Source organism: Radicibacter daui, assembly GCA_030657355.1.
Classification (GTDB): domain Bacteria; phylum Pseudomonadota; class Alphaproteobacteria; order Radicibacterales; family Radicibacteraceae; genus Radicibacter; species Radicibacter daui.
The window spans coordinates 2,208,819-2,225,580 of sequence record CP131056.1; the positions used below are offsets into that span (position 1 = coordinate 2,208,819).

The 16,762-nt window shown below is 63.7% G+C and carries 16 protein-coding genes; 7 read left to right on the forward strand and 9 right to left on the reverse strand.

What is annotated here, in order from left to right:
- Positions 1-61: 61 nt before the first annotated feature.
- Genes QTL98_RS10365 through lpxB form a run of 5 tightly spaced genes read left to right on the forward strand, consistent with a single transcriptional unit; the run spans position 62 to position 4,112 of the window.
- Entirely contained in the window at positions 62-562 is a 501-nt protein-coding gene (locus QTL98_RS10365; RefSeq protein WP_445678413.1) for an OmpH/Skp family outer membrane protein, read from the forward strand.
- Between the two features lie 40 nt (positions 563-602).
- On the forward strand, positions 603-1,628 hold the full coding sequence (lpxD, locus tag QTL98_RS10370; RefSeq protein ID WP_445678414.1) for a UDP-3-O-(3-hydroxymyristoyl)glucosamine N-acyltransferase: 1,026 nt from the start codon (positions 603-605) through the stop codon (positions 1,626-1,628).
- Position 1,629: 1 nt separating this feature from the next.
- Positions 1,630-2,112, forward strand: coding sequence for a 3-hydroxyacyl-ACP dehydratase FabZ (gene fabZ / locus QTL98_RS10375; protein ID WP_445678415.1), 483 nt, complete (start codon positions 1,630-1,632; stop codon positions 2,110-2,112).
- On the forward strand, positions 2,112-2,909 hold the full coding sequence (gene lpxA, locus QTL98_RS10380; RefSeq protein WP_445678416.1) for an acyl-ACP--UDP-N-acetylglucosamine O-acyltransferase: 798 nt from the start codon (positions 2,112-2,114) through the stop codon (positions 2,907-2,909). The genes fabZ and lpxA overlap by 1 nt, the downstream gene beginning before the upstream one ends.
- A gap of 36 nt (positions 2,910-2,945) precedes the next feature.
- Positions 2,946-4,112, forward strand: a complete 1,167-nt coding sequence (gene lpxB, locus QTL98_RS10385; protein WP_445678417.1) for a lipid-A-disaccharide synthase — start codon at positions 2,946-2,948, stop codon at positions 4,110-4,112.
- Between the two features lie 283 nt (positions 4,113-4,395).
- On the opposite strand, the gene gltA is transcribed toward lpxB, so the two are convergent.
- Positions 4,396-5,703: a citrate synthase gene (gene gltA, locus QTL98_RS10390; RefSeq protein ID WP_445678418.1), complete on the reverse strand. Its 1,308-nt coding sequence runs from the start codon at positions 5,701-5,703 to the stop codon at positions 4,396-4,398.
- 176 nt (positions 5,704-5,879) lie between these two features.
- A complete protein-coding gene (gene gltX, locus QTL98_RS10395) occupies positions 5,880-7,283 on the reverse strand; it encodes a glutamate--tRNA ligase (protein ID WP_445678419.1) in 1,404 nt (467 codons plus the stop codon).
- 202 nt (positions 7,284-7,485) lie between these two features.
- Between gltX and QTL98_RS10400 the strand changes: the two genes are divergently transcribed.
- Positions 7,486-9,780 (forward strand): ComEC/Rec2 family competence protein, encoded by a 2,295-nt coding sequence (locus tag QTL98_RS10400; protein ID WP_445678420.1) that lies wholly within the window; start codon positions 7,486-7,488, stop codon positions 9,778-9,780.
- Here QTL98_RS10400 and lexA read toward each other — a convergent pair.
- The 7 genes from lexA to QTL98_RS10435 form a co-directional block, all read right to left on the reverse strand.
- Positions 9,774-10,490: a transcriptional repressor LexA gene (gene lexA, locus QTL98_RS10405; RefSeq protein ID WP_445678421.1), complete on the reverse strand. Its 717-nt coding sequence runs from the start codon at positions 10,488-10,490 to the stop codon at positions 9,774-9,776. The genes QTL98_RS10400 and lexA overlap by 7 nt on opposite strands.
- A gap of 223 nt (positions 10,491-10,713) precedes the next feature.
- Positions 10,714-11,193, reverse strand: coding sequence for a GNAT family N-acetyltransferase (locus QTL98_RS10410; RefSeq protein ID WP_445678422.1), 480 nt, complete (start codon positions 11,191-11,193; stop codon positions 10,714-10,716).
- Positions 11,194-12,408, reverse strand: coding sequence for a molybdopterin molybdotransferase MoeA (locus QTL98_RS10415; RefSeq protein WP_445678423.1), 1,215 nt, complete (start codon positions 12,406-12,408; stop codon positions 11,194-11,196).
- Entirely contained in the window at positions 12,405-12,836 is a 432-nt protein-coding gene (moaC, locus tag QTL98_RS10420; RefSeq protein ID WP_445682129.1) for a cyclic pyranopterin monophosphate synthase MoaC, read from the reverse strand. The genes QTL98_RS10415 and moaC overlap by 4 nt, the downstream gene beginning before the upstream one ends.
- Positions 12,837-12,880: 44 nt before the next feature.
- The gene (gene trpC, locus QTL98_RS10425; protein ID WP_445678424.1) at positions 12,881-13,687 is read right to left on the reverse strand and encodes an indole-3-glycerol phosphate synthase TrpC; all 807 of its coding nucleotides are present in this window, start codon (positions 13,685-13,687) and stop codon (positions 12,881-12,883) included.
- The gene (gene trpD, locus QTL98_RS10430; protein ID WP_445678425.1) at positions 13,684-14,721 is read right to left on the reverse strand and encodes an anthranilate phosphoribosyltransferase; all 1,038 of its coding nucleotides are present in this window, start codon (positions 14,719-14,721) and stop codon (positions 13,684-13,686) included. The genes trpC and trpD overlap by 4 nt, the downstream gene beginning before the upstream one ends.
- Positions 14,718-15,311, reverse strand: a complete 594-nt coding sequence (locus QTL98_RS10435; RefSeq protein ID WP_445678426.1) for an anthranilate synthase component II — start codon at positions 15,309-15,311, stop codon at positions 14,718-14,720. Before QTL98_RS10435 ends, trpD begins: the two co-directional genes overlap by 4 nt.
- A gap of 198 nt (positions 15,312-15,509) precedes the next feature.
- Here QTL98_RS10435 and QTL98_RS10440 point away from each other — a divergent pair, with 198 nt between their 5' ends.
- On the forward strand, positions 15,510-16,721 hold the full coding sequence (locus QTL98_RS10440) for a divergent polysaccharide deacetylase family protein (RefSeq protein WP_445678427.1): 1,212 nt from the start codon (positions 15,510-15,512) through the stop codon (positions 16,719-16,721).
- Positions 16,722-16,762 lie beyond the last annotated feature (41 nt).

The following is a 16,762-nucleotide window of genomic DNA, read 5'->3' on the forward strand; positions in this document are numbered from 1 at the left end:
AGCAGGCTTGCGGCTTGCCGCGACAGGCTTGTTGCTATCGGTCGGCTCGCCGATGACGGCCATGGCACAGTCTGCATCTGTGGAACAGGGGGAGGCCCCGTCCTACATGGTTGTCGACATGCAGCAGGTGCTGCAGGACAGCAAGGCCGTGGTGAGCGTCAAGGCCCAGATTGACAAGCGGCGTGCCTCTATCCAGGACGAGGTCTCCAAGCTTGAAGCCGAGCTCAGGACTTCGGAAAAATCCCTCCAGGATGCCCGCCCAACCTTGTCTCAGGATGAGTTCGAGGCACGGCGCAAGGCGTTTGAGCAGCGGGTTTCCCAGGTTCAGGCCATCGTTCAGGACCGGCGCCAGTCGCTGGAGAAGGCCTATAGCGATGCGATGAACGATATCCGCAAGCAGCTGCTTGAAATCATCGCCAAGACCGCGGAAAAGGACGGCATTGCTCTGGTACTTTCCAAGCAGCAGGTCATCATGGTCGACCGCAAATATGAGAAGACCGGGGAAATTCTCGCGACGCTCGATGCGCAGTTGCCCGATTACAAGGTGCAAATCACGCCCTGATCAAAGGCGCGTGACTCCCTCAAGGGTTTTTTAGATAACAATGGCCGATCCCCGGTTTTTTCCGCGCCCCGAGCCGCTAAGCGTCAAGGACCTTGCCAGCATTGGTGGTTGCGATCTCGCCACGCCGGCGCTTGGTGATCGTATCATTGACGATATTGCGCCGTTGTCTTCGGCAGGTCCGCAGCATCTGAGCTTTCTCGACAACGTAAAATATGCCGACGCCTTCGCCGTGACCCAGGCAGGGGCTTGCGTCGTCCATCCCGATGCCGTGCCGCGAGCACCTGAGGGAGTGGCGCTGTTACTGTCAGCCAGGCCTTATCGCAGCTACGCGCTCATCGTTCAGCGCTTTTATCCCGCACGTCCGGCGATGGCGGGCGTGGCGGACGGTGCCCATGTCGACCCGACCGCCATTCTGGCTCCGGACTGCGAGGTTGCCGCAGGCGCGGTGATTGGCGCCCGGGCGGAAGTTGGTGCTGGCGCCATCATTGGCCCCAATGCGGTGATTGGTGAGAGCGTGGTAATCGGGGCCGGGACGACCGTTGGGGCCAATGCCTCGCTTTCCCATTGCCTGATCGGTGCGCGGGTGGAAATTCACCCCGGTGTGCGCATCGGGCAGCGCGGTTTTGGCTTCGCCATGGGCGCCGAAGGGCACGTGGTGTTGCCGCAGGTGGGCCGCGTGATCGTGGAAGATGACGTCGAGATTGGTGCCAACAGCTGCATCGATCGTGGCGCCGGCCCGGACACTGTCATTGGCCGGGGGGCCAAGATCGACAACCTGGTGATGATTGCCCACAATGTTCGTGTCGGCCCCGGCGCGGTCCTTGTTGCGCAGGTAGGCGTCGCGGGGAGTTCTTCTATCGGCGCTTTTGCTGTATTAGCCGGGCAGGTTGGTGTTGCCGGTCATTTGAAGGTCGGCAACGGTGCCCAGATTGCTGCGCAATCGGGCATCATGAGGGATGTTGAAGCGGGGGAGAGCGTCATGGGGTCGCCGGCGGTTCCGATCAAGGAACATTTCCGCCAGCTGACCGCGCTCAGGATGCTGATCAAGCGAAAGGGAAAGAACTAAAATGAGCGAGGCGATGCAGGAGCAGGGGACCGAGATGCCCGACATGGATGTCGGCGCCATCATGTCCATGATCCCCCACCGCTATCCGATGCTTCTGGTCGACCGCATGATCAAGGTGCGGCGTAATGAGAGCGCGGTCGGCATCAAGAACGTCACCATTAACGAGCAGTTCTTCGAAGGCCATTTCCCCGGCCACCCGATCATGCCGGGCGTGATGATCGTCGAGGCGATGGCGCAGACTGCCGGCGTGCTGGTGGTGGCAAGCCTTGGTCAGCCGGCAGCCGACCAGATCGTCTATTTCATGAGCATTGACGAAGCGCGCTTCCGCAAGCCCGTGGTGCCTGGCGACCGGCTGGAGCTGCATGTGAGCAAGCTTCAGGAGCGCCGCAGCGTCTACAAGTTCGAGGGCAAGGCTATCGTCGATGGCAAGGTCCATGCCGAGGCTGTGTTCACCGCCATGATCATGAAGCGGGAAGCTGCCTGATGGCGTCCGGAACGCAAGTTCACGCCACGGCTGTTGTCGATCCCGCTGCCCGCCTGGGTCAGGACGTAATCGTCGGTCCGCTGTGCGTGGTGGGCCCCGATGTTGAGCTTGGCGACGGTGTCGAGCTCAAGAGCCATGTTGCGGTTGCGGGCCATACCAGCATCGGCGCTGGTACGGTCGTGTTTCCGTTCGCCTCGCTCGGTCATGCGCCTCAGGACCTCAAATATCACGGGGAGCCGTCGCGGCTGGAGATCGGTGCGCGTAACCGCATCCGCGAACATGTGACGATGAATCCCGGCACGGAAGGGGGCGGCATGCTCACCCGTGTGGGCGATGACGGTCTTTACATGGTTGGCGTACACATTGCCCATGACTGTATGGTCGGCAACCGGGTGATCATGGCCAACAATGTGACCCTCGCAGGGCATGTGGTGGTCGAGGATAATGTGGTGATCGGCGGTCTTTCAGCCTTCCACCAGTTTGTCCGTATTGGCGCCGGCGCGATGATCGGTGGCATGTCGGCAGTTGAATCCGACGTGGTGCCCTTTGCTTTGGTCAAAGGCGATCGCGCTTTCCTGGACGGTCTTAACTATGTCGGCCTGCAGCGGCGCGGTGTGGAAAAGGCGCAGATCCATGAGCTGCGCGAGATCTACCGGCAGGTGTTCGAAGGCGAGGGCACGCTCAAGGAGCGTCTGGCTGCCGCCGCGGGCAAGGTGCAGTCGGGTACGCCGGCTGGCCAGATCATCGAATTCATGCTGGCACGCGAAAGCCGTGCCTTCTGTCAGCCGCGGCGTTGAGCCGCGGTTGATGCCATAACAGCGCGGACGCCCTGAATGAGCGTGTCGGTTTTTCTTGTAGCCGGCGAACCCTCCGGCGATGCGCTCGGCGCCGCGCTGATGACGGCAATCAGCAAGCAGACGGGCGGTGACGTTCGTTTTTCCGGGATCGGCGGCGAGCGCATGATCGAGGCTGGCCTTGCCAGCCTGTTCCCCATGAATGACCTCAGCGTCATGGGGCTCGCAGAGGTGTTGCCCCGCATCCCGAAGCTGCTTGGCCGCGTGCGCGAGACGGTTGCGGCCATCCGGCAGGCTAAACCCGATATCGTCGTCACCATCGACGCTCCGGATTTTTGTGCCCGTGTAGCCGCAAAGCTCAAGGGTTCGGGCATCCCTGTTGCCCACTATGTCGCGCCCACAGTGTGGGCATGGCGGCCGGGCCGGGCGAAGAAGTGGGCGCGGCTGGTGGACCGGATGCTGGCGCTCTTTCCGTTCGAGCCCCCTTATTTCCAGCGTGCCGGCCTTGCCTGTTCCTATGTCGGTCACCCCTCCCTTGAGGCCGGGTTCAACCACGGCGATGGGGCGGGGCTGCGCAGCCGGCTGGGCATCAGCGCTTCGGCGACGGTTCTCTGTGTCCTTCCCGGCTCACGGGAGGGCGAAGTCAGCCGTCTGCTGCCGGTCTTCTCCCAGGTTATCAAGCGGCTGGTCTACCGGTATCCGGGGCTGGTTATTCTGGTGCCGACGGTTGGGCCAGTGGCCGCGACGGTGGAGCGGGAAATTGCGCGCTGGCCGCTCAAGGCCCATGTCATCCGCGGTGAACGGCAGAAGATCGATGCCTTTGCCGCCAGCACAGTGGCGCTTGCCGCCAGCGGCACCGTTTCGCTTCAGCTTTCTTTGGCCCGCCTGCCGCAGGTCATTACCTATCGTGTTGCCCGCCTGACGGCTTTTATCGCCCGGCGGATGATCAAGCTTCCCTATGTCAGCCTGCCCAACATCCTGCTGGGCCGCCAGATGGTGCCGGAGCTGTTGCAGGAAGACTGCGAGCCGGGCGGCATCGCCCGGGCTATTGCGCATCTGATTGATGACCGCACGGCGCGGCAGGCCCAGATCAATGCCGATGAAGAGATTGCGGCGCTTCTGGGCGAAAGCGGCCCGGCCCCCAGCGAACGGGCGGCACGCGTCGTGATCGCCATGGCCCGTGGTGAGACCATTGAAGAAGACTGATGTTTGGTTTTCAGTCTCGCAAAATTGTCCCTGAAATGAAAAAGGCCGCTGTGAGCGGCCTTTTTCATTTCAGCTTCCGGAATACCAGAACGCCACCACAATCGTGCCGATCACCAGCGGAACGAGCAGCCGGGCAGCCCTTTGGGCAAGCCCGCGAAGCGACTCGCGATTGTCATTTGACGCCTTGAGACGCTGCCGCAAGGACCGCGCCGGAATGATATATTGCGGAAGCGGGAGGCCGGAAATGCTCCGGCCCCCTGTTTCCTCATGCGTTTTCAGGCGATTAGCCACGACCCGACAGCGGAACAAATGCGCGTTCCGTTGCACCGGTGTAAAGCTGACGCGGGCGGCCGATCTTCATGGCCGGATCTTCGATCATTTCCTTCCACTGTGCAATCCAGCCGACGGTACGGGCCACGGCAAACAGCACGGTGAACATCTCGACCGGGAAGCCCATCGCCTTGAGGATGATGCCCGAATAGAAGTCGACATTCGGGAACAGCTTCTTCTCGACGAAGTACGGATCCTCAAGCGCGATACGCTCCAGCTCCATGGCGAGCGCCAGCAGCGGATCGTTGCGCTTGCCCAGAGCGTCGAGCACCTCGTGGCAGCTCTCGCGCATCACGGACGCACGCGGATCGTAGTTCTTGTAGACGCGATGGCCGAAGCCCATTAGGCGGAACGGATCGTTCTTGTCCTTGGCGCGGGCCAGGAACTCGGGAATGCGGTCCTTGCTGCCGATCTCGTTGAGCATCTTGAGCACGGCTTCGTTCGCGCCGCCATGCGCCGGACCCCACAAAGAGGCGATACCGGCGGCGATGCAGGCAAACGGGTTGGCGCCTGAAGAGCCGGCCATACGCACCGTGGAGGTGGAGGCGTTCTGCTCGTGGTCGGCGTGCAGGATGAAGATGCGGTCCATCGCCTTGGTGAGAACCGGATTGTCCTTCCAGTTTTCGGCCGGCACGCCGAACATCATCTGCAGGAAGTTGCCGGCGTAGCTCAGCTCGTTGCGCGGATAAACGAACGGCTGGCCAACGGAATATTTGTAGGCCATCGCCGCCATGGTCGGAATCTTGGCGATCAGGCGATGGGCCGAGATTTCGCGCTGGCGCGGATCGAGAATGTCGAGGCTGTCGTGGTAGAAGGCCGAGAGGGCACCGGTGGTGCCGCACATGATCGCCATCGGGTGGGCATCGCGGCGGAAACCACGCAGCATGAAGCTCAGCTGCTCATGGACCATCGTGTGGTAGGTGATGGTCTTGGTGAATTCTTCAAGCTGCGCCGCATCCGGCAGTTCGCCGTAGAGCAGCAGATAGGCAACTTCAAGGAAGGTACATTTGCTGGCCAGATCCTCGATGCGGTAACCGCGATGAAGGAGGATGCCGTTGTCACCATCGATGTAGGTGATTTTGGATTCACAGCTACCGGTCGAGGTGTAGCCCGGGTCGAAGGTAAAATGGCCGGTTTCGGAATAGAGCTTGCGAACATCAATGACGCTGGGACCCGTCGAACCGTCCAGCAGGGGCAGGGTGTATGACTTGCCGTTCCTGTTGTCGGTGAGGGTGACGCTGTCGTTTTTGGTTTGGGTCATGTCGACAGGTTCCTTGATCGCTACGGTGACAGAAATACTGAATGAAATCTGCGTGCCCGGGGCGCGTCTTGTGCGGCGTTCCGCCGGGCAGGTGCTCGACAATAGCGGGGCATGCGCTGGCAGGCAACGCACTGCACAATAACTGTGAAGGTGCCCACGCTATTGTCTGAAAAGGCTTAGTTCATCGCGATCGCCGCTTCGATGCGCCGCAATGTCTCGTCCCGGCCAAGGAGGGCTGCCACCTCGAAGATCGGGGGGGAAACATTGGAGCCCGAAAGGGCCGCGCGCAGAGGCTGGGCGACGGCGCCGAGCTTGATCTGCTTCTGCTCGGCAAGGGCGCGGGCGCTCTCTTCCAGCGCTGCTGCACTGAACGGTTCAGCTGCTGCGATGAGGTGCTGCCAGGCTGCCAGAACCTCCCGGCCTTCCCGCACCAGCGACTGTGCCTTGTCATTGAAGGGCAGCGGCAGCGGGCGCACGAGGAAGCAGGCCGCTTCGGCCAGATCGTTGAGCGTCTTGGCGCGGTCCTTGAGGCCGGGCATGGCGGCTTCCAGCAGGTCGCGCTGTGCCAGCGTCAGCTTGGTACCTACCTCGGTCTCGACACGGCTCATGATATGGCCGGCCAGCTCCTTGTCCGCAGCCTGGCGGATATAGATGCCGCTGACATGGTCAAGCTTGGTGAAATCCATCCGGGCCGGCGACCGGCCGATGCCGGAGACGTCGAAGAGCTTGATGGCGTCTTCGGTGGAGATGATGTCGGTATCGCCGTGACCCCAGCCGAGGCGCAGCAGGTAGTTGCGCATGGCAGCCGGCAGGTAGCCCATGTCACGGTAAGCTTCGATGCCGAGCGCGCCATGGCGTTTGGAGAGCTTGGCGCCGTCCGGGCCGTGGATGAGCGGGATATGCGCGTACTGCGGTACGTCCCAGCCCATCGCCTCATAAATCTGGCGCTGGCGGAACGCGTTGTTGAGATGGTCATCGCCGCGGATGACATGGGTGACGCCGGCATCATGGTCGTCAACCACCACGGCCAGCATGTAGGTCGGCGTGCCGTCGCTGCGCAGCAGGATCATGTCGTCGAGCTGGCGGTTATCGACCTTGACCTCACCCTGGACGAGATCGTGAATCACGCTCTCGCCGGTGAGCGGTGCCTTGAGGCGGATGACGGGCTTGACGCCGGCCGGTGCCTCGGCGGGATCGCGGTCACGCCAGCGACCATCATAGCCGACGGGGCGGCCTTCAGCCTTGGCCCGGGCGCGCATCTCTTCCAGCTCTTCCGGCGTGCAGTAGCAATAGTAGGCACGGCCCATCTCGAGCATCTGGCGCGCGACTTCGGCGTGGCGGTCCTTGCGCTCGAACTGCGAGACGGCATCGCCATCCCAGTCAAGTTCCAGCCACTTCAGTCCCTCGAGGATGGCGCGCACGGCATCTTCCGTGGAGCGCGCGCGATCAGTGTCCTCAATGCGCAGAAGGAACTTGCCGCCGGTGTGGCGGGCATAGAGCCAGTTGAAGAGCGCGGTGCGCGCGCCGCCGATATGCAGGTAACCGGTGGGCGATGGCGCAAAACGGGTGACGACGGTCATGTTTTTCTCGCAAAGGCTTTGGCGAGCCATTAATTTTGGCATCTCGGCGGCGTTTGGAAATGCCGGCTGGCGGCCGGTTTAGCACAGCCTCCGTGCCAGACCAAAGGAACATGACGGGTGCGAGGAAATGCCCGGCCTTTAAATGCGCCTGCTAGGACTTTTCGCCGGCAGCAGGCCTGGCCGGCGAAGGAGAAAAGGGAAGGTGTCCAGCCTGAGGCCACGCGAGTTCCCGACCTTTTCCCTGCGCGGCCGATGGCCCGGCATACGGCTTCGTCTATTGGCTCTTTCCGCCGGACGGCTGTTTCAGGGGGAGCGTGAGCGGCTCATCTTGTGGACGCCGGTTTTTCTCGGCTGGGGCGCAGCGACCTATCTCGGACTTCCGGTTGAACCGACGGCGCTGCAATGGCTGCTGGTTTCCATCGCGGCCCTTACTCTGCTCTGCGGGCTTTTCCTGAGCCTGCGCTTCATGCCGGCCGGCGGCAGCCGGACTTTTGTCCTTTTCGGGCTCGCCATGGCCCTGCTTTTCGGCGGTGGCTTTGGTCTTTGCGGCTTGCGCGCCACGCTGCTGGCAGCGCCCCGGCTCGCAGAGGCGATGAATTATGTTCGGGTGGAAGGCGTGCTCGCCGATGTACGACCGGCCGAAGGTGGACGCCGACTTGTTCTGACAGCCACGGTTATCGAGCACCTGACGGCCGGGCAAACTCCCGCAAGAATATCGCTTCTGCTGCCCGGAACGCCGCGCGAAGGGGAGAATTTGCGCCCCGGGCTACGGGTAGCCTTGCGCGCCTTTCTGGCGCCGCCCGGCGAGGCGGTGTTGCCCGGTGACTACAGCTTTGCCCGCAGGGCATGGTTTCAGGGCATCGGTGCCGTCGGCCGGGCGTTGCCCGGTGTGGAGGTGTTGGGAGAGGACGGGGCAGGCTGGCAAACGGATTTGCGCGATCTGCAGCGGCGGATCGTCTCCGCTATCGACGTGCACCTCAAGGCCGCCATGTCACCTGCTGCTGCCGGCGTTGCTGCAAGTGCCTTGCTGGGGGAACGCAGCAGTCTGCCCGAAGCGGATCTTGAGGCCATCCGGGCATCCGGGCTTGCCCATCTTCTCTCGATCTCCGGCCTTCATATGTCGCTCGTCATCGCTGCCGTGTTTATGGTCGTGCGGGGCGGGCTGGCACTGATCCCGGCCATAACCCTGCGCCTGCCGGCCAAGAAGGTGGCTGCCTTCGTTTCCTGCGGCGTCTCGTTCGGCTTTCTGCTGCTGGTGGATGCGCCGCTACCGGCGGTGCGCTCCTTCCTGATGGCGTTGGTGATGCTGATCGCGATGCTGGCGGAGCGCGACCCGTTTTCCATGCGCGTGGTGGCAACCGCAGCGACGCTGCAGCTGCTGTTCGCGCCGGAAAGTGTTGGCGAGGTGGGATTCCAGATGTCGTTTGCCGCTGTCGCCGCACTCATTGCCTTTGCAGAAGCGCTGAAAGGCTGGCGTCCGGGCTGGGCGGAGCAACTCGGCTGGATAACGGGAGCGCTCGCGGCCGTTATCATGCTGGGGCTGGTCAGCCTGGTGGCGACGGCGGCAACGCTTCCCTTTTCACTCTACAGCTTCAACCAGTTCGTCAGCTGGGGTTTCCTTGCCAATCTCATCGGCGTGCCGCTCTTTGAGCTCATCATCATGCCACTCGGCCTGCTGGCCCTGATACTGGAGCCGGTAGGGGCGAGTTATCCGGTCTGGTGGCTTGCCGGTCAGGGGATCGATCTCTTGCTCGCGCTGGCCCACTGGGTCGCAGGCTGGCCGGCGGCGGCCTTGATGGTGCCGGCTCCCTCAACGGCAGGCTTTGCCGTCGCCGTGCTGTCCGGCCTCTGGCTGCTGATCTGGACGCGGCGCTGGCGATGGCTCGGGGCACCTCTCGCCCTTGCGGGGCTTTTGTCCTTGTTCTGGCAGCCGCAACCGGTGCTGATCGCCGCGACCGGCGATAACGGCCGCCTTGCTTTTGCCTATCGTGATCCGGACGGTATGCTCTGGCTCTCCGGCGTACGCCGCAACTCCTATGTCGGCAGCCGTTGGTCGCAGCGTTTCGGGCAAGGGGAAGCAGGCCTGCTGAGTTCCGGATTGCGCCGGAGCGTTACCGGGATCGCTTGCGATGGCCTCGGCTGTTCGCTCGACCGGGATGGCCTGTGGCTCAGCCTTATCAAGACTGCCGATGCCTTGCCTGAAGAGTGCGGGCAGGGCGGCGCTCTGCTGGTCGCGCCCGGCCTCTATCTGCCACCCGCGTGCCGTGCGCAGGGAAACAGGGGGCATGCCGAATTTCTGGTTAGTGGAACCACGGTTTTTTACGCAGGGTCCGAAGGCTGGTTCATCCGGCAGGTGTTTCCGTATGGGCGGCGACGCCTGTGGGATCGGGAGCCCGCGGGTTCTGAAAATAAAACCCCGGCAGCGGCCGAAGAGGATGCTGCCGGGGACGATGATGACAGAAGGTTTGATGATACCGGCTGGGCCGGAGATCAGTAACGCCGCAGCAGGCCGACGAGACGGCCCTGGATGGTGACGCGCTCGGGGCTGTAAATCTGGGTGCGATAGGCGCTGTTGGCAGGCTCCAGCGCCACATTGCGGCCATCACGGCGCAGACGCTTGAGCGTCGCTACCTCGCGATCGACCAGGGCCACGACAATGGCGCCGCTGTCGGCGCGGTCACAGCGCTGCACGAGAATGGTATCGCCGTCGAGGATGCCTTCCTCGATCATGGAATCGCCTTCCACCTCCAGCGCGTAATGTTCGCCGCCGCCGATGAGGCCTGGCGGCAGGTCGAGCATGGCGCCGCCTTCGCTGAGCGCGTCGATGGGCGTACCGGCCGCAATCTTGCCGAGGAGGGGGATGGAGGTCGCATCATTGGCTCGCGGTGCCGGCCGGGTCAGGTTGACCACATTGCTGGCTGCCGCGGGAGCCGGCGCTGCAGAGGCAGCAACCTGAGTGGCTGCTGTAACGGGAGCGGCGCCACGACCGCCGGCTTCCGGCAGGCGCATGACTTCCAGCGCCCGGGCCTTGTGCGGCAGGCGGCGGATAAATCCGCGCTCTTCAAGTCCGGTAATCAGCCGGTGGATACCCGACTTGGATTTGAGATTGAGCGCTTCCTTCATTTCGTCGAAGGAGGGCGATACCCCCGACTCCCCCAAGCGCTGATGGATGAACATCAACAACTCGTGCTGCTTGCGGGTGAGCATAAGGGGAAACCTCCTTCAGGCAGGGTGGCTCTATGGTTGATCCCGGCCACCGCCAAACCGGCAACAGGCAGGGGAACAAATGCAAAACACTAACGATGTTCTAATTTGGTTCTCATTGGCTGTCAACGCTGGGAGCAAATATTCCCTCGGGGATCGGCCAGAAATGTCGTCGTTGAATATTACGAAGGAGCGCTCCGGGGGCCGTTGCGCGACGCCTCGACTGTCAGAGTATCCGCTCCATGAATACGCTGAGCGGATCAGGCCGATAATCGGCGAAGGGCTCCCGGCGCTGGAACCCGGCGCGCTCGTAAAGGGCAAGGGCGGCGTGGCTGTGGACGCCGGTTTCAAGCCTTAGAACCCGGACACCTTCGGACTGACCCTTTTCCATCAGCGCATCCAGCATCAGTCGGGAGAGGCCCCGGCCTCGTGCGTCTTCTTCCACCCACATGCGCTTGATTTCTGCCCATTCGCCGTGAAGCACAATGGCACCGGTGGCCAGTGCCCGGCCATCCGGATCGCGGGCGACCAGGAAGCGCACCCCGGGCTGTCGCAGGGCTTCGAGCGCGAGGTGATGGTTACTTTCTGCGGGATAGAGGCTCGCGGAATGTTCTTCCCCGCGTGCCAGCATTGCCGTGATCTCCGCCTGGTCGGGATCTTCCTGCCGGATGCTTACAGAAGAGACGGGGCCCGGGGAGGCTGGCATCTAGAAGCCGTGATCGAAGGCGAGGCACTCGACGATGTCGCCGGCCTGCGCCGCCAGGGCATGGGGCGGACGGCGGATCAGGCAATCGGCGCCCGCCAAAACGCTCAGCATGGAACTGTCCTGAGCCGTGCCAGCGGTGACCGAGGGCAGGCTATCCGCACCGGTCGCCGGTTCAAGCCGGGCGCGCAAATAGTCCTCCCGCCCGTCATTGGCCGCGAGCGGTGCGGCAAGGCGGGCCGGGAAGGTGGGCAACAGGCCGGAGGCGCTCTCTCCGCACAGGCGGGCGATCGCCGGCTTCAGGAAGAGCAACGCGCATACCAGCGCGGACACAGGATTGCCGGGCAATCCCAGCAACGGCGTGCGGGCGAGGCGGCCGAATAGCAGCGGTTTTCCCGGTCGCATGGCGATGCGCCAGAAGTCGAGTTCCATGCCGCTGTCGCCGGCAACCTCGCGTACATGATCATGCTCGCCGACGGAGGCGCCGCCACTGGTCAGGATGAGGTCGGCATTGCGGGCGGCGCCAAAGGCGGCGGCCAGTGCCTCCGGCTCATCGCGGACAATGGGGTGCAGGTCGGCAAGTCCGCCCCAGCCGGTGATGGCGGCTGCCAGGGCAAAGGAATTGGAACTGGTGATGCCGGCGGGCTGCAGCGGTTCACCCGGCAGGGCGATTTCATCGCCGGTAGCGATGATGGCGATGCGGGGCCGGCGATGGACGCTCACCCAGGGCACGTTCATCGCGGCGAGAAGGCCGATATCACGGGCGGTAAGGCGCCGGCCTGCCGGGATCAACGGGTCGCCGGCGGTGAAATCAAGGCCTGCCTGCCGCACATGGCGACCCGGGCGGGTTTCGTGCTCCAGACGGATGTTGCTGCCTTCAGCCGTCACATTTTCCTGCAGGATGACGGTATCGGCGCCAGCAGGCAGCGGTGCACCGGTGAAGATGCGCACACACTGGCCGGGACCAACCGTTCCGGCAAATTGTTGACCGGCCGGAACGGCACCAATCACCTCCAGGCGGGCTCCGACCGGCGAGGCGTCTTCGCCCCGCGCGGCATATCCATCCATGGCGGAGACGGCGAGCGGCGGCTGATCCCGTCGCGCTGTCACCGACACGGCGGTAATGCGGCCCGCAGCGGAGAGTAAATCTACGGTTTCAGGGCCTGTTGGCGACAGTGCCGAGAGAATACGCTCGCGCGCCTCGGCAACCGGGATCATCGCCGATACTCGCCGGAACGTCCGCCATCCTTGTGCTCAAGGCGGATGTCAGTGATCTGCATGCCGCGATCAATCGCCTTGCACATGTCGTAAAGCGTGAGCGCCGCAACGGAGACAGCCGTCAGTGCTTCCATCTCCACGCCGGTACGGCCCTTGAGACGCACGGTTGCGGTGATATGCACCGCACTTTCCGCCGCAACACCTTCCAGCTCCATATTCACCGCGCTGAGGGCGAGGGGATGGCAGAGCGGGATAAGGTCGGCAGTCTTCTTGGCGGCCATGATACCGGCAAGGCGGGCGACCTGGAACACGTCGCCCTTCTCGATATCGCCGGCGACGATGCGGGCAAGGGTTTCGGGCAGCATGAGCACCCGCGCGGAGGCGGTTGCCGTCCGCGCGGTGATCTCTTTCTCCGACACATCGACCATCTGTGCCGCGCCGCTGTCGTCAAAATGCGTAAGCCTGTTATCGCTCACGCCGCGGCCTCCAGCCCCAGCAGGGCGCGGGTGGCGGCGGTCACATCGTTCTGTCGCATGAGGCTTTCACCGACGAGGAAGCAGGAAGCACCGGCACGGGACATGCGCTGCAGATCGGCCGTCGTATAAAGCCCGCTTTCAGAGACGAGCAGCTTGTCCGCGCTGACGCGGGAAGCCAGCTCTTCCGTCGTCGCGATATCGACGGCAAGTGTCTTGAGGTTGCGGTTGTTAACGCCCAGCAGCCGGCTCTTCAGCACCTTGAGCGCCCGGTCGAGTTCCACGCCGTCATGCACTTCAACCAGCACATCCATGCCCCAACCCTGGGCGGCGGCCTCAAGCTCGGCGGCCTGGGTGTCTTCCAGGGCCGCCATGATGATGAGAATGCAGTCGGCGCCCAGCGCACGCGCCTCGGCCACCTGATAGGTGTCGAGCATGAAATCCTTGCGCAGGGCAGGCAGGCCGACCGCCGAGCGAGCGGCCACCAGATACTCGTCCTTGCCCTGGAACCAGGGCTCGTCCGTCAGCACCGAAAGGCAGGTGGCGCCGCCGGCCTCATAGGCGCGGGCGAGGGCGGGCGGATCGAAATCCGGCCGGATCAGACCCTTGCTGGGCGAGGCCTTCTTGATCTCGGCGATAAGACCGAAGCGGCCGGCGGCCACATGGGTCTCCAGCGCCTTGATGAAGCCGCGCGGGGCGGAGGCTGCACGGGCGGCAGCCTCCAGATCGGCAAGCGACACCACCGCTTTGCGGCGGGCGATATGGTCGCGCTTGTCGTCGCAGATGCGAACGAGGGTGTCACTCATGCTGCAACAACTCCGTTGGTGTAGGCCACGAACCGCTCCAGCTTGGCACGGGCGGCCCCGCTGTCGATGAGGCTCGCCGCAAGCTCGGCACCCTCCTTCAGCGAGGACACCTTTTCGGAAACGATCAGTGCAGCAGCGCTGTTAAGCAGCACAATGTCGCGATAGGCACCGGGGGCGCCGTCCAGCAGGGCCCGCAGGGCAATGGCGTTTTCAGCAGGCGTACCGCCCTTGATGTCAGCCGGTTCAGCGCGGGAAAGGCCGGCTTCCTCGGGCGTCACGGTGAAGCTGCGGATGAAGCCGTCCTTGAGTTCGGCCACCTGGCTCGGACCGGTAGTGGTGAGCTCGTCAAGCCCGTCGCTGCCATGAACGACCCATGCGGCCTCGCTGCCCAGCAGGTTCAGCACCTGGGCAAGAGGCTCCACCAGGTTCGCCGAATACACCCCAAGCAACTGCCGGCGGGCGCCAGCGGGGTTGGAGAGTGGGCCCAGCACGTTGAAGATGGTGCGGGTGGCAAGGTCGACACGCACCGGCATCACATGGCGCATGGCGGCGTGATGTTTGGGCGCGAGCAGGAAACAGATGCCGACATCACGTAGTGCCGCTTCAAGCTGCGACACGTCGCAGTCCATATTGACGCCGAGGGCACCCAGTACATCGGATGCGCCGGATTTGGAGCTGAGCGCCCGGTTACCGTGTTTGGCGACAGGAACGCCCGCCGCGGCGCAGACAAAGCTGACGGCGGTCGAGATGTTGTAGGTGCCCTTGGCATCGCCGCCGGTACCGCAGGTGTCGATTGCCCCTTCCGGTGCGATGATCGACAGCGCCTTGGCCCGCATGGCCTTGGCCGCGCCGGTGATCTCGTCAACGGTTTCGCCGCGCACACGCATGGCCATCAGCAGCCCGCCCATCTGCGCCGGACTGGCACCGCCCGACATCATGATGTCGAAGGCGGTGGCAGCCTGGGTCTGATCAAGGGGAGAGCCGGTAGCAACCTGGGCGATGATGGGTTTCAGTGCCTCGAATTCGCCGCTCATGCTGCTGCCGTCTTTTGCTGGTTGAAGATGCCAAGGAAGTTCTTGAGCATGGCATGGCCATGTTCGGTACGGATGCTCTCGGGGTGGAACTGGACGGAATGGATCGGCAGTTCCTTGTGGGCGAGCCCCATGATGACGCCGTCTTCCGTCCAGGCGGTCACCTCAAGGCAATCCGGCAGGGTTTCGGGCTCGACAGCCAGCGAATGGTAACGCGTGGCCGTGAGCGGCGAAGGCAGGCCGGCAAAGACGGAGGACTGGGCGTGGTGGATCGGGCTCAGCTTGCCATGCATCGGTGCCGGAGCGCGCACGACCTTGCCGCCGAAGGCCTGGCCGATGGCCTGCATGCCAAGGCAGACGCCGAAAACCGGGATCTTGCGCTCTGCCGCCGCCTTGATGAGATCGAGGCAGATTCCGGCCCGGTCGGGGTCGCACGGGCCCGGCGAGATGACGATGCCGGCCGGCTGCTTGGCGATGGCCTCATCCACCGTGAGCGCATCGTTACGCCAGACATCACACCAGGCCCCGAGATCGCCAAAAAACTGGACGAGGTTGTAGGTGAAGCTGTCGTAGTTATCGATGAGCAACAACATGGATAGGCGCCATTTCTTCGTTAAGGCGATTTGTGAGGGAGCGCAGGTTAACGCCGTGTTCCAGCTTTGACCAGAAGCCTTGACGCTGGAACAGGAAAGCGCGCATGACAGCCGCGCTTTCCGGCGATTTTCCGGTTATTTTCCATCAGGTGCACGGCCGCGCCAGAAGGTGCGGTGCAAGGCAGGGTTAAAGAGCACATGGTCAGCAAGTCCGGAAAAGAAAAAGGTCTGCGCCGGTTCCGGCACTGGCATGGCGCCATCATCGCGCTCATCGTCGGTGCGGCGCTGGGGGCTGCGGCCGCGCTGATCGGCCCGCACCAGCCTGAACCTGCCGATATGGCCGGGTCTTCCGCCAGCCAGCCGCAGGCTGCGGCAGCACCCGAAGCAGATCCGGCGCCGCCCTCTGGCAGCGTTGCGGGCATGATGGCCTCCGGCGGTGAAGAGGGCGCCGAGGCGACCGGCGCAACTTTTGTGGTTCCCGAAGCGCCGCAGATGTCGGCCCTGCCGGCCTCTGCTCCGCCCGTGGCGCCAGTTACCACAACCGGCACGGCGGCGCCTGCGCCTACCGCGCTCGCCTCGGCTCAGGCTGAAGCGAACGGAGCGGCCGAGCCTGAGATGGAAGAAAAACTGGCCCCCGGCCTTGCGGTCACCGAACCGCCGGCGGCAAACCACCTGCCGCCGCTGCCGCCAGGCGCGCATCCGCGCATTGCCGTCATCATCGACGATATGGGCGTCGACTATAAACGCTCGCAGCTGATGGCGGCGCTGCACTGGCCGCTTACTCTTTCCTATCTGCCCTATGCCACACGGGTCAGCGACCAGACGCGCAGTGCCGCCGCCAATGGGCACGAGATCATGCTGCATCTGCCGACCCAGCCGCTGGGGCCGGCGAACCCCGGCCCGAATGCGCTCACGGTCAGCCTTTCGCCGCAGGTCCTGCACGAAAAGCTGCTGGCAAATCTGGATGCCTTTTCGGGTTATGTCGGCGTCAACAACCATATGGGCAGCCGCTTTACGGCCGATAGCGCGCACATGGCGCCGGTGCTGGAGGAGGTGGCCCGGCGCGGCCTGTTCTTCATCGATTCAAAGACGATCGGCAATTCCGTCGGCCGCAAGGTGGCCGAGCGCATAGGCATGATGTTCGCGGAGCGTGACGTCTTCATCGATGACGATATGAGCCCGGCCAAGGTGGAGGGCCAGCTTGCCATCATCGAGCGGGTGGCGCGCAAATATGGCAGTGCCATCGCCATCGGCCATCCGCATGATGTGACGCGCGAGGCGCTGGAGGCCTGGCTGCCGACGCTCAAGGGCAAGGGATTCGAACTGGTACCGGCCTCGGTAATCGTCCAGATGCGGTCTCACCAGCCGGCCCAACTGAGCGAAGTGAGCGCGAAACAGCGAGGCGGCTGAGCGTCGCCAGAAGACGGCAGAAACAAAAAGGGGCACCTGCG

Excerpts from the sequence above, each read along its gene's own strand:
- lpxD (WP_445678414.1), top strand. The coding sequence starts at position 603 with ATGGCCGATCCCCGGTTTTTTCCGCGCCCCGAGCCGCTAAGCGTCAAG.
- QTL98_RS10365 (WP_445678413.1), top strand. The coding sequence starts at position 62 with ATGGCACAGTCTGCATCTGTGGAACAGGGGGAGGCCCCGTCCTACATG.
- fabZ (WP_445678415.1), top strand. The coding sequence starts at position 1,630 with ATGAGCGAGGCGATGCAGGAGCAGGGGACCGAGATGCCCGACATGGAT.
- gltX (WP_445678419.1), bottom strand. The coding sequence starts at position 7,283 with ATGACCGTCGTCACCCGTTTTGCGCCATCGCCCACCGGTTACCTGCAT.
- moaC (WP_445682129.1), bottom strand. The coding sequence starts at position 12,836 with ATGGTCGATGTGTCGGAGAAAGAGATCACCGCGCGGACGGCAACCGCC.
- QTL98_RS10415 (WP_445678423.1), bottom strand. The coding sequence starts at position 12,408 with ATGATCCCGGTTGCCGAGGCGCGCGAGCGTATTCTCTCGGCACTGTCG.
- lpxB (WP_445678417.1), top strand. The coding sequence starts at position 2,946 with ATGAGCGTGTCGGTTTTTCTTGTAGCCGGCGAACCCTCCGGCGATGCG.
- trpC (WP_445678424.1), bottom strand. The coding sequence starts at position 13,687 with ATGAGTGACACCCTCGTTCGCATCTGCGACGACAAGCGCGACCATATC.
- trpD (WP_445678425.1), bottom strand. The coding sequence starts at position 14,721 with ATGAGCGGCGAATTCGAGGCACTGAAACCCATCATCGCCCAGGTTGCT.
- lpxA (WP_445678416.1), top strand. The coding sequence starts at position 2,112 with ATGGCGTCCGGAACGCAAGTTCACGCCACGGCTGTTGTCGATCCCGCT.
- QTL98_RS10440 (WP_445678427.1), top strand. The coding sequence starts at position 15,510 with ATGGTCAGCAAGTCCGGAAAAGAAAAAGGTCTGCGCCGGTTCCGGCAC.
- QTL98_RS10435 (WP_445678426.1), bottom strand. The coding sequence starts at position 15,311 with ATGTTGTTGCTCATCGATAACTACGACAGCTTCACCTACAACCTCGTC.
- QTL98_RS10410 (WP_445678422.1), bottom strand. The coding sequence starts at position 11,193 with ATGCCAGCCTCCCCGGGCCCCGTCTCTTCTGTAAGCATCCGGCAGGAA.
- lexA (WP_445678421.1), bottom strand. The coding sequence starts at position 10,490 with ATGCTCACCCGCAAGCAGCACGAGTTGTTGATGTTCATCCATCAGCGC.
- gltA (WP_445678418.1), bottom strand. The coding sequence starts at position 5,703 with ATGACCCAAACCAAAAACGACAGCGTCACCCTCACCGACAACAGGAAC.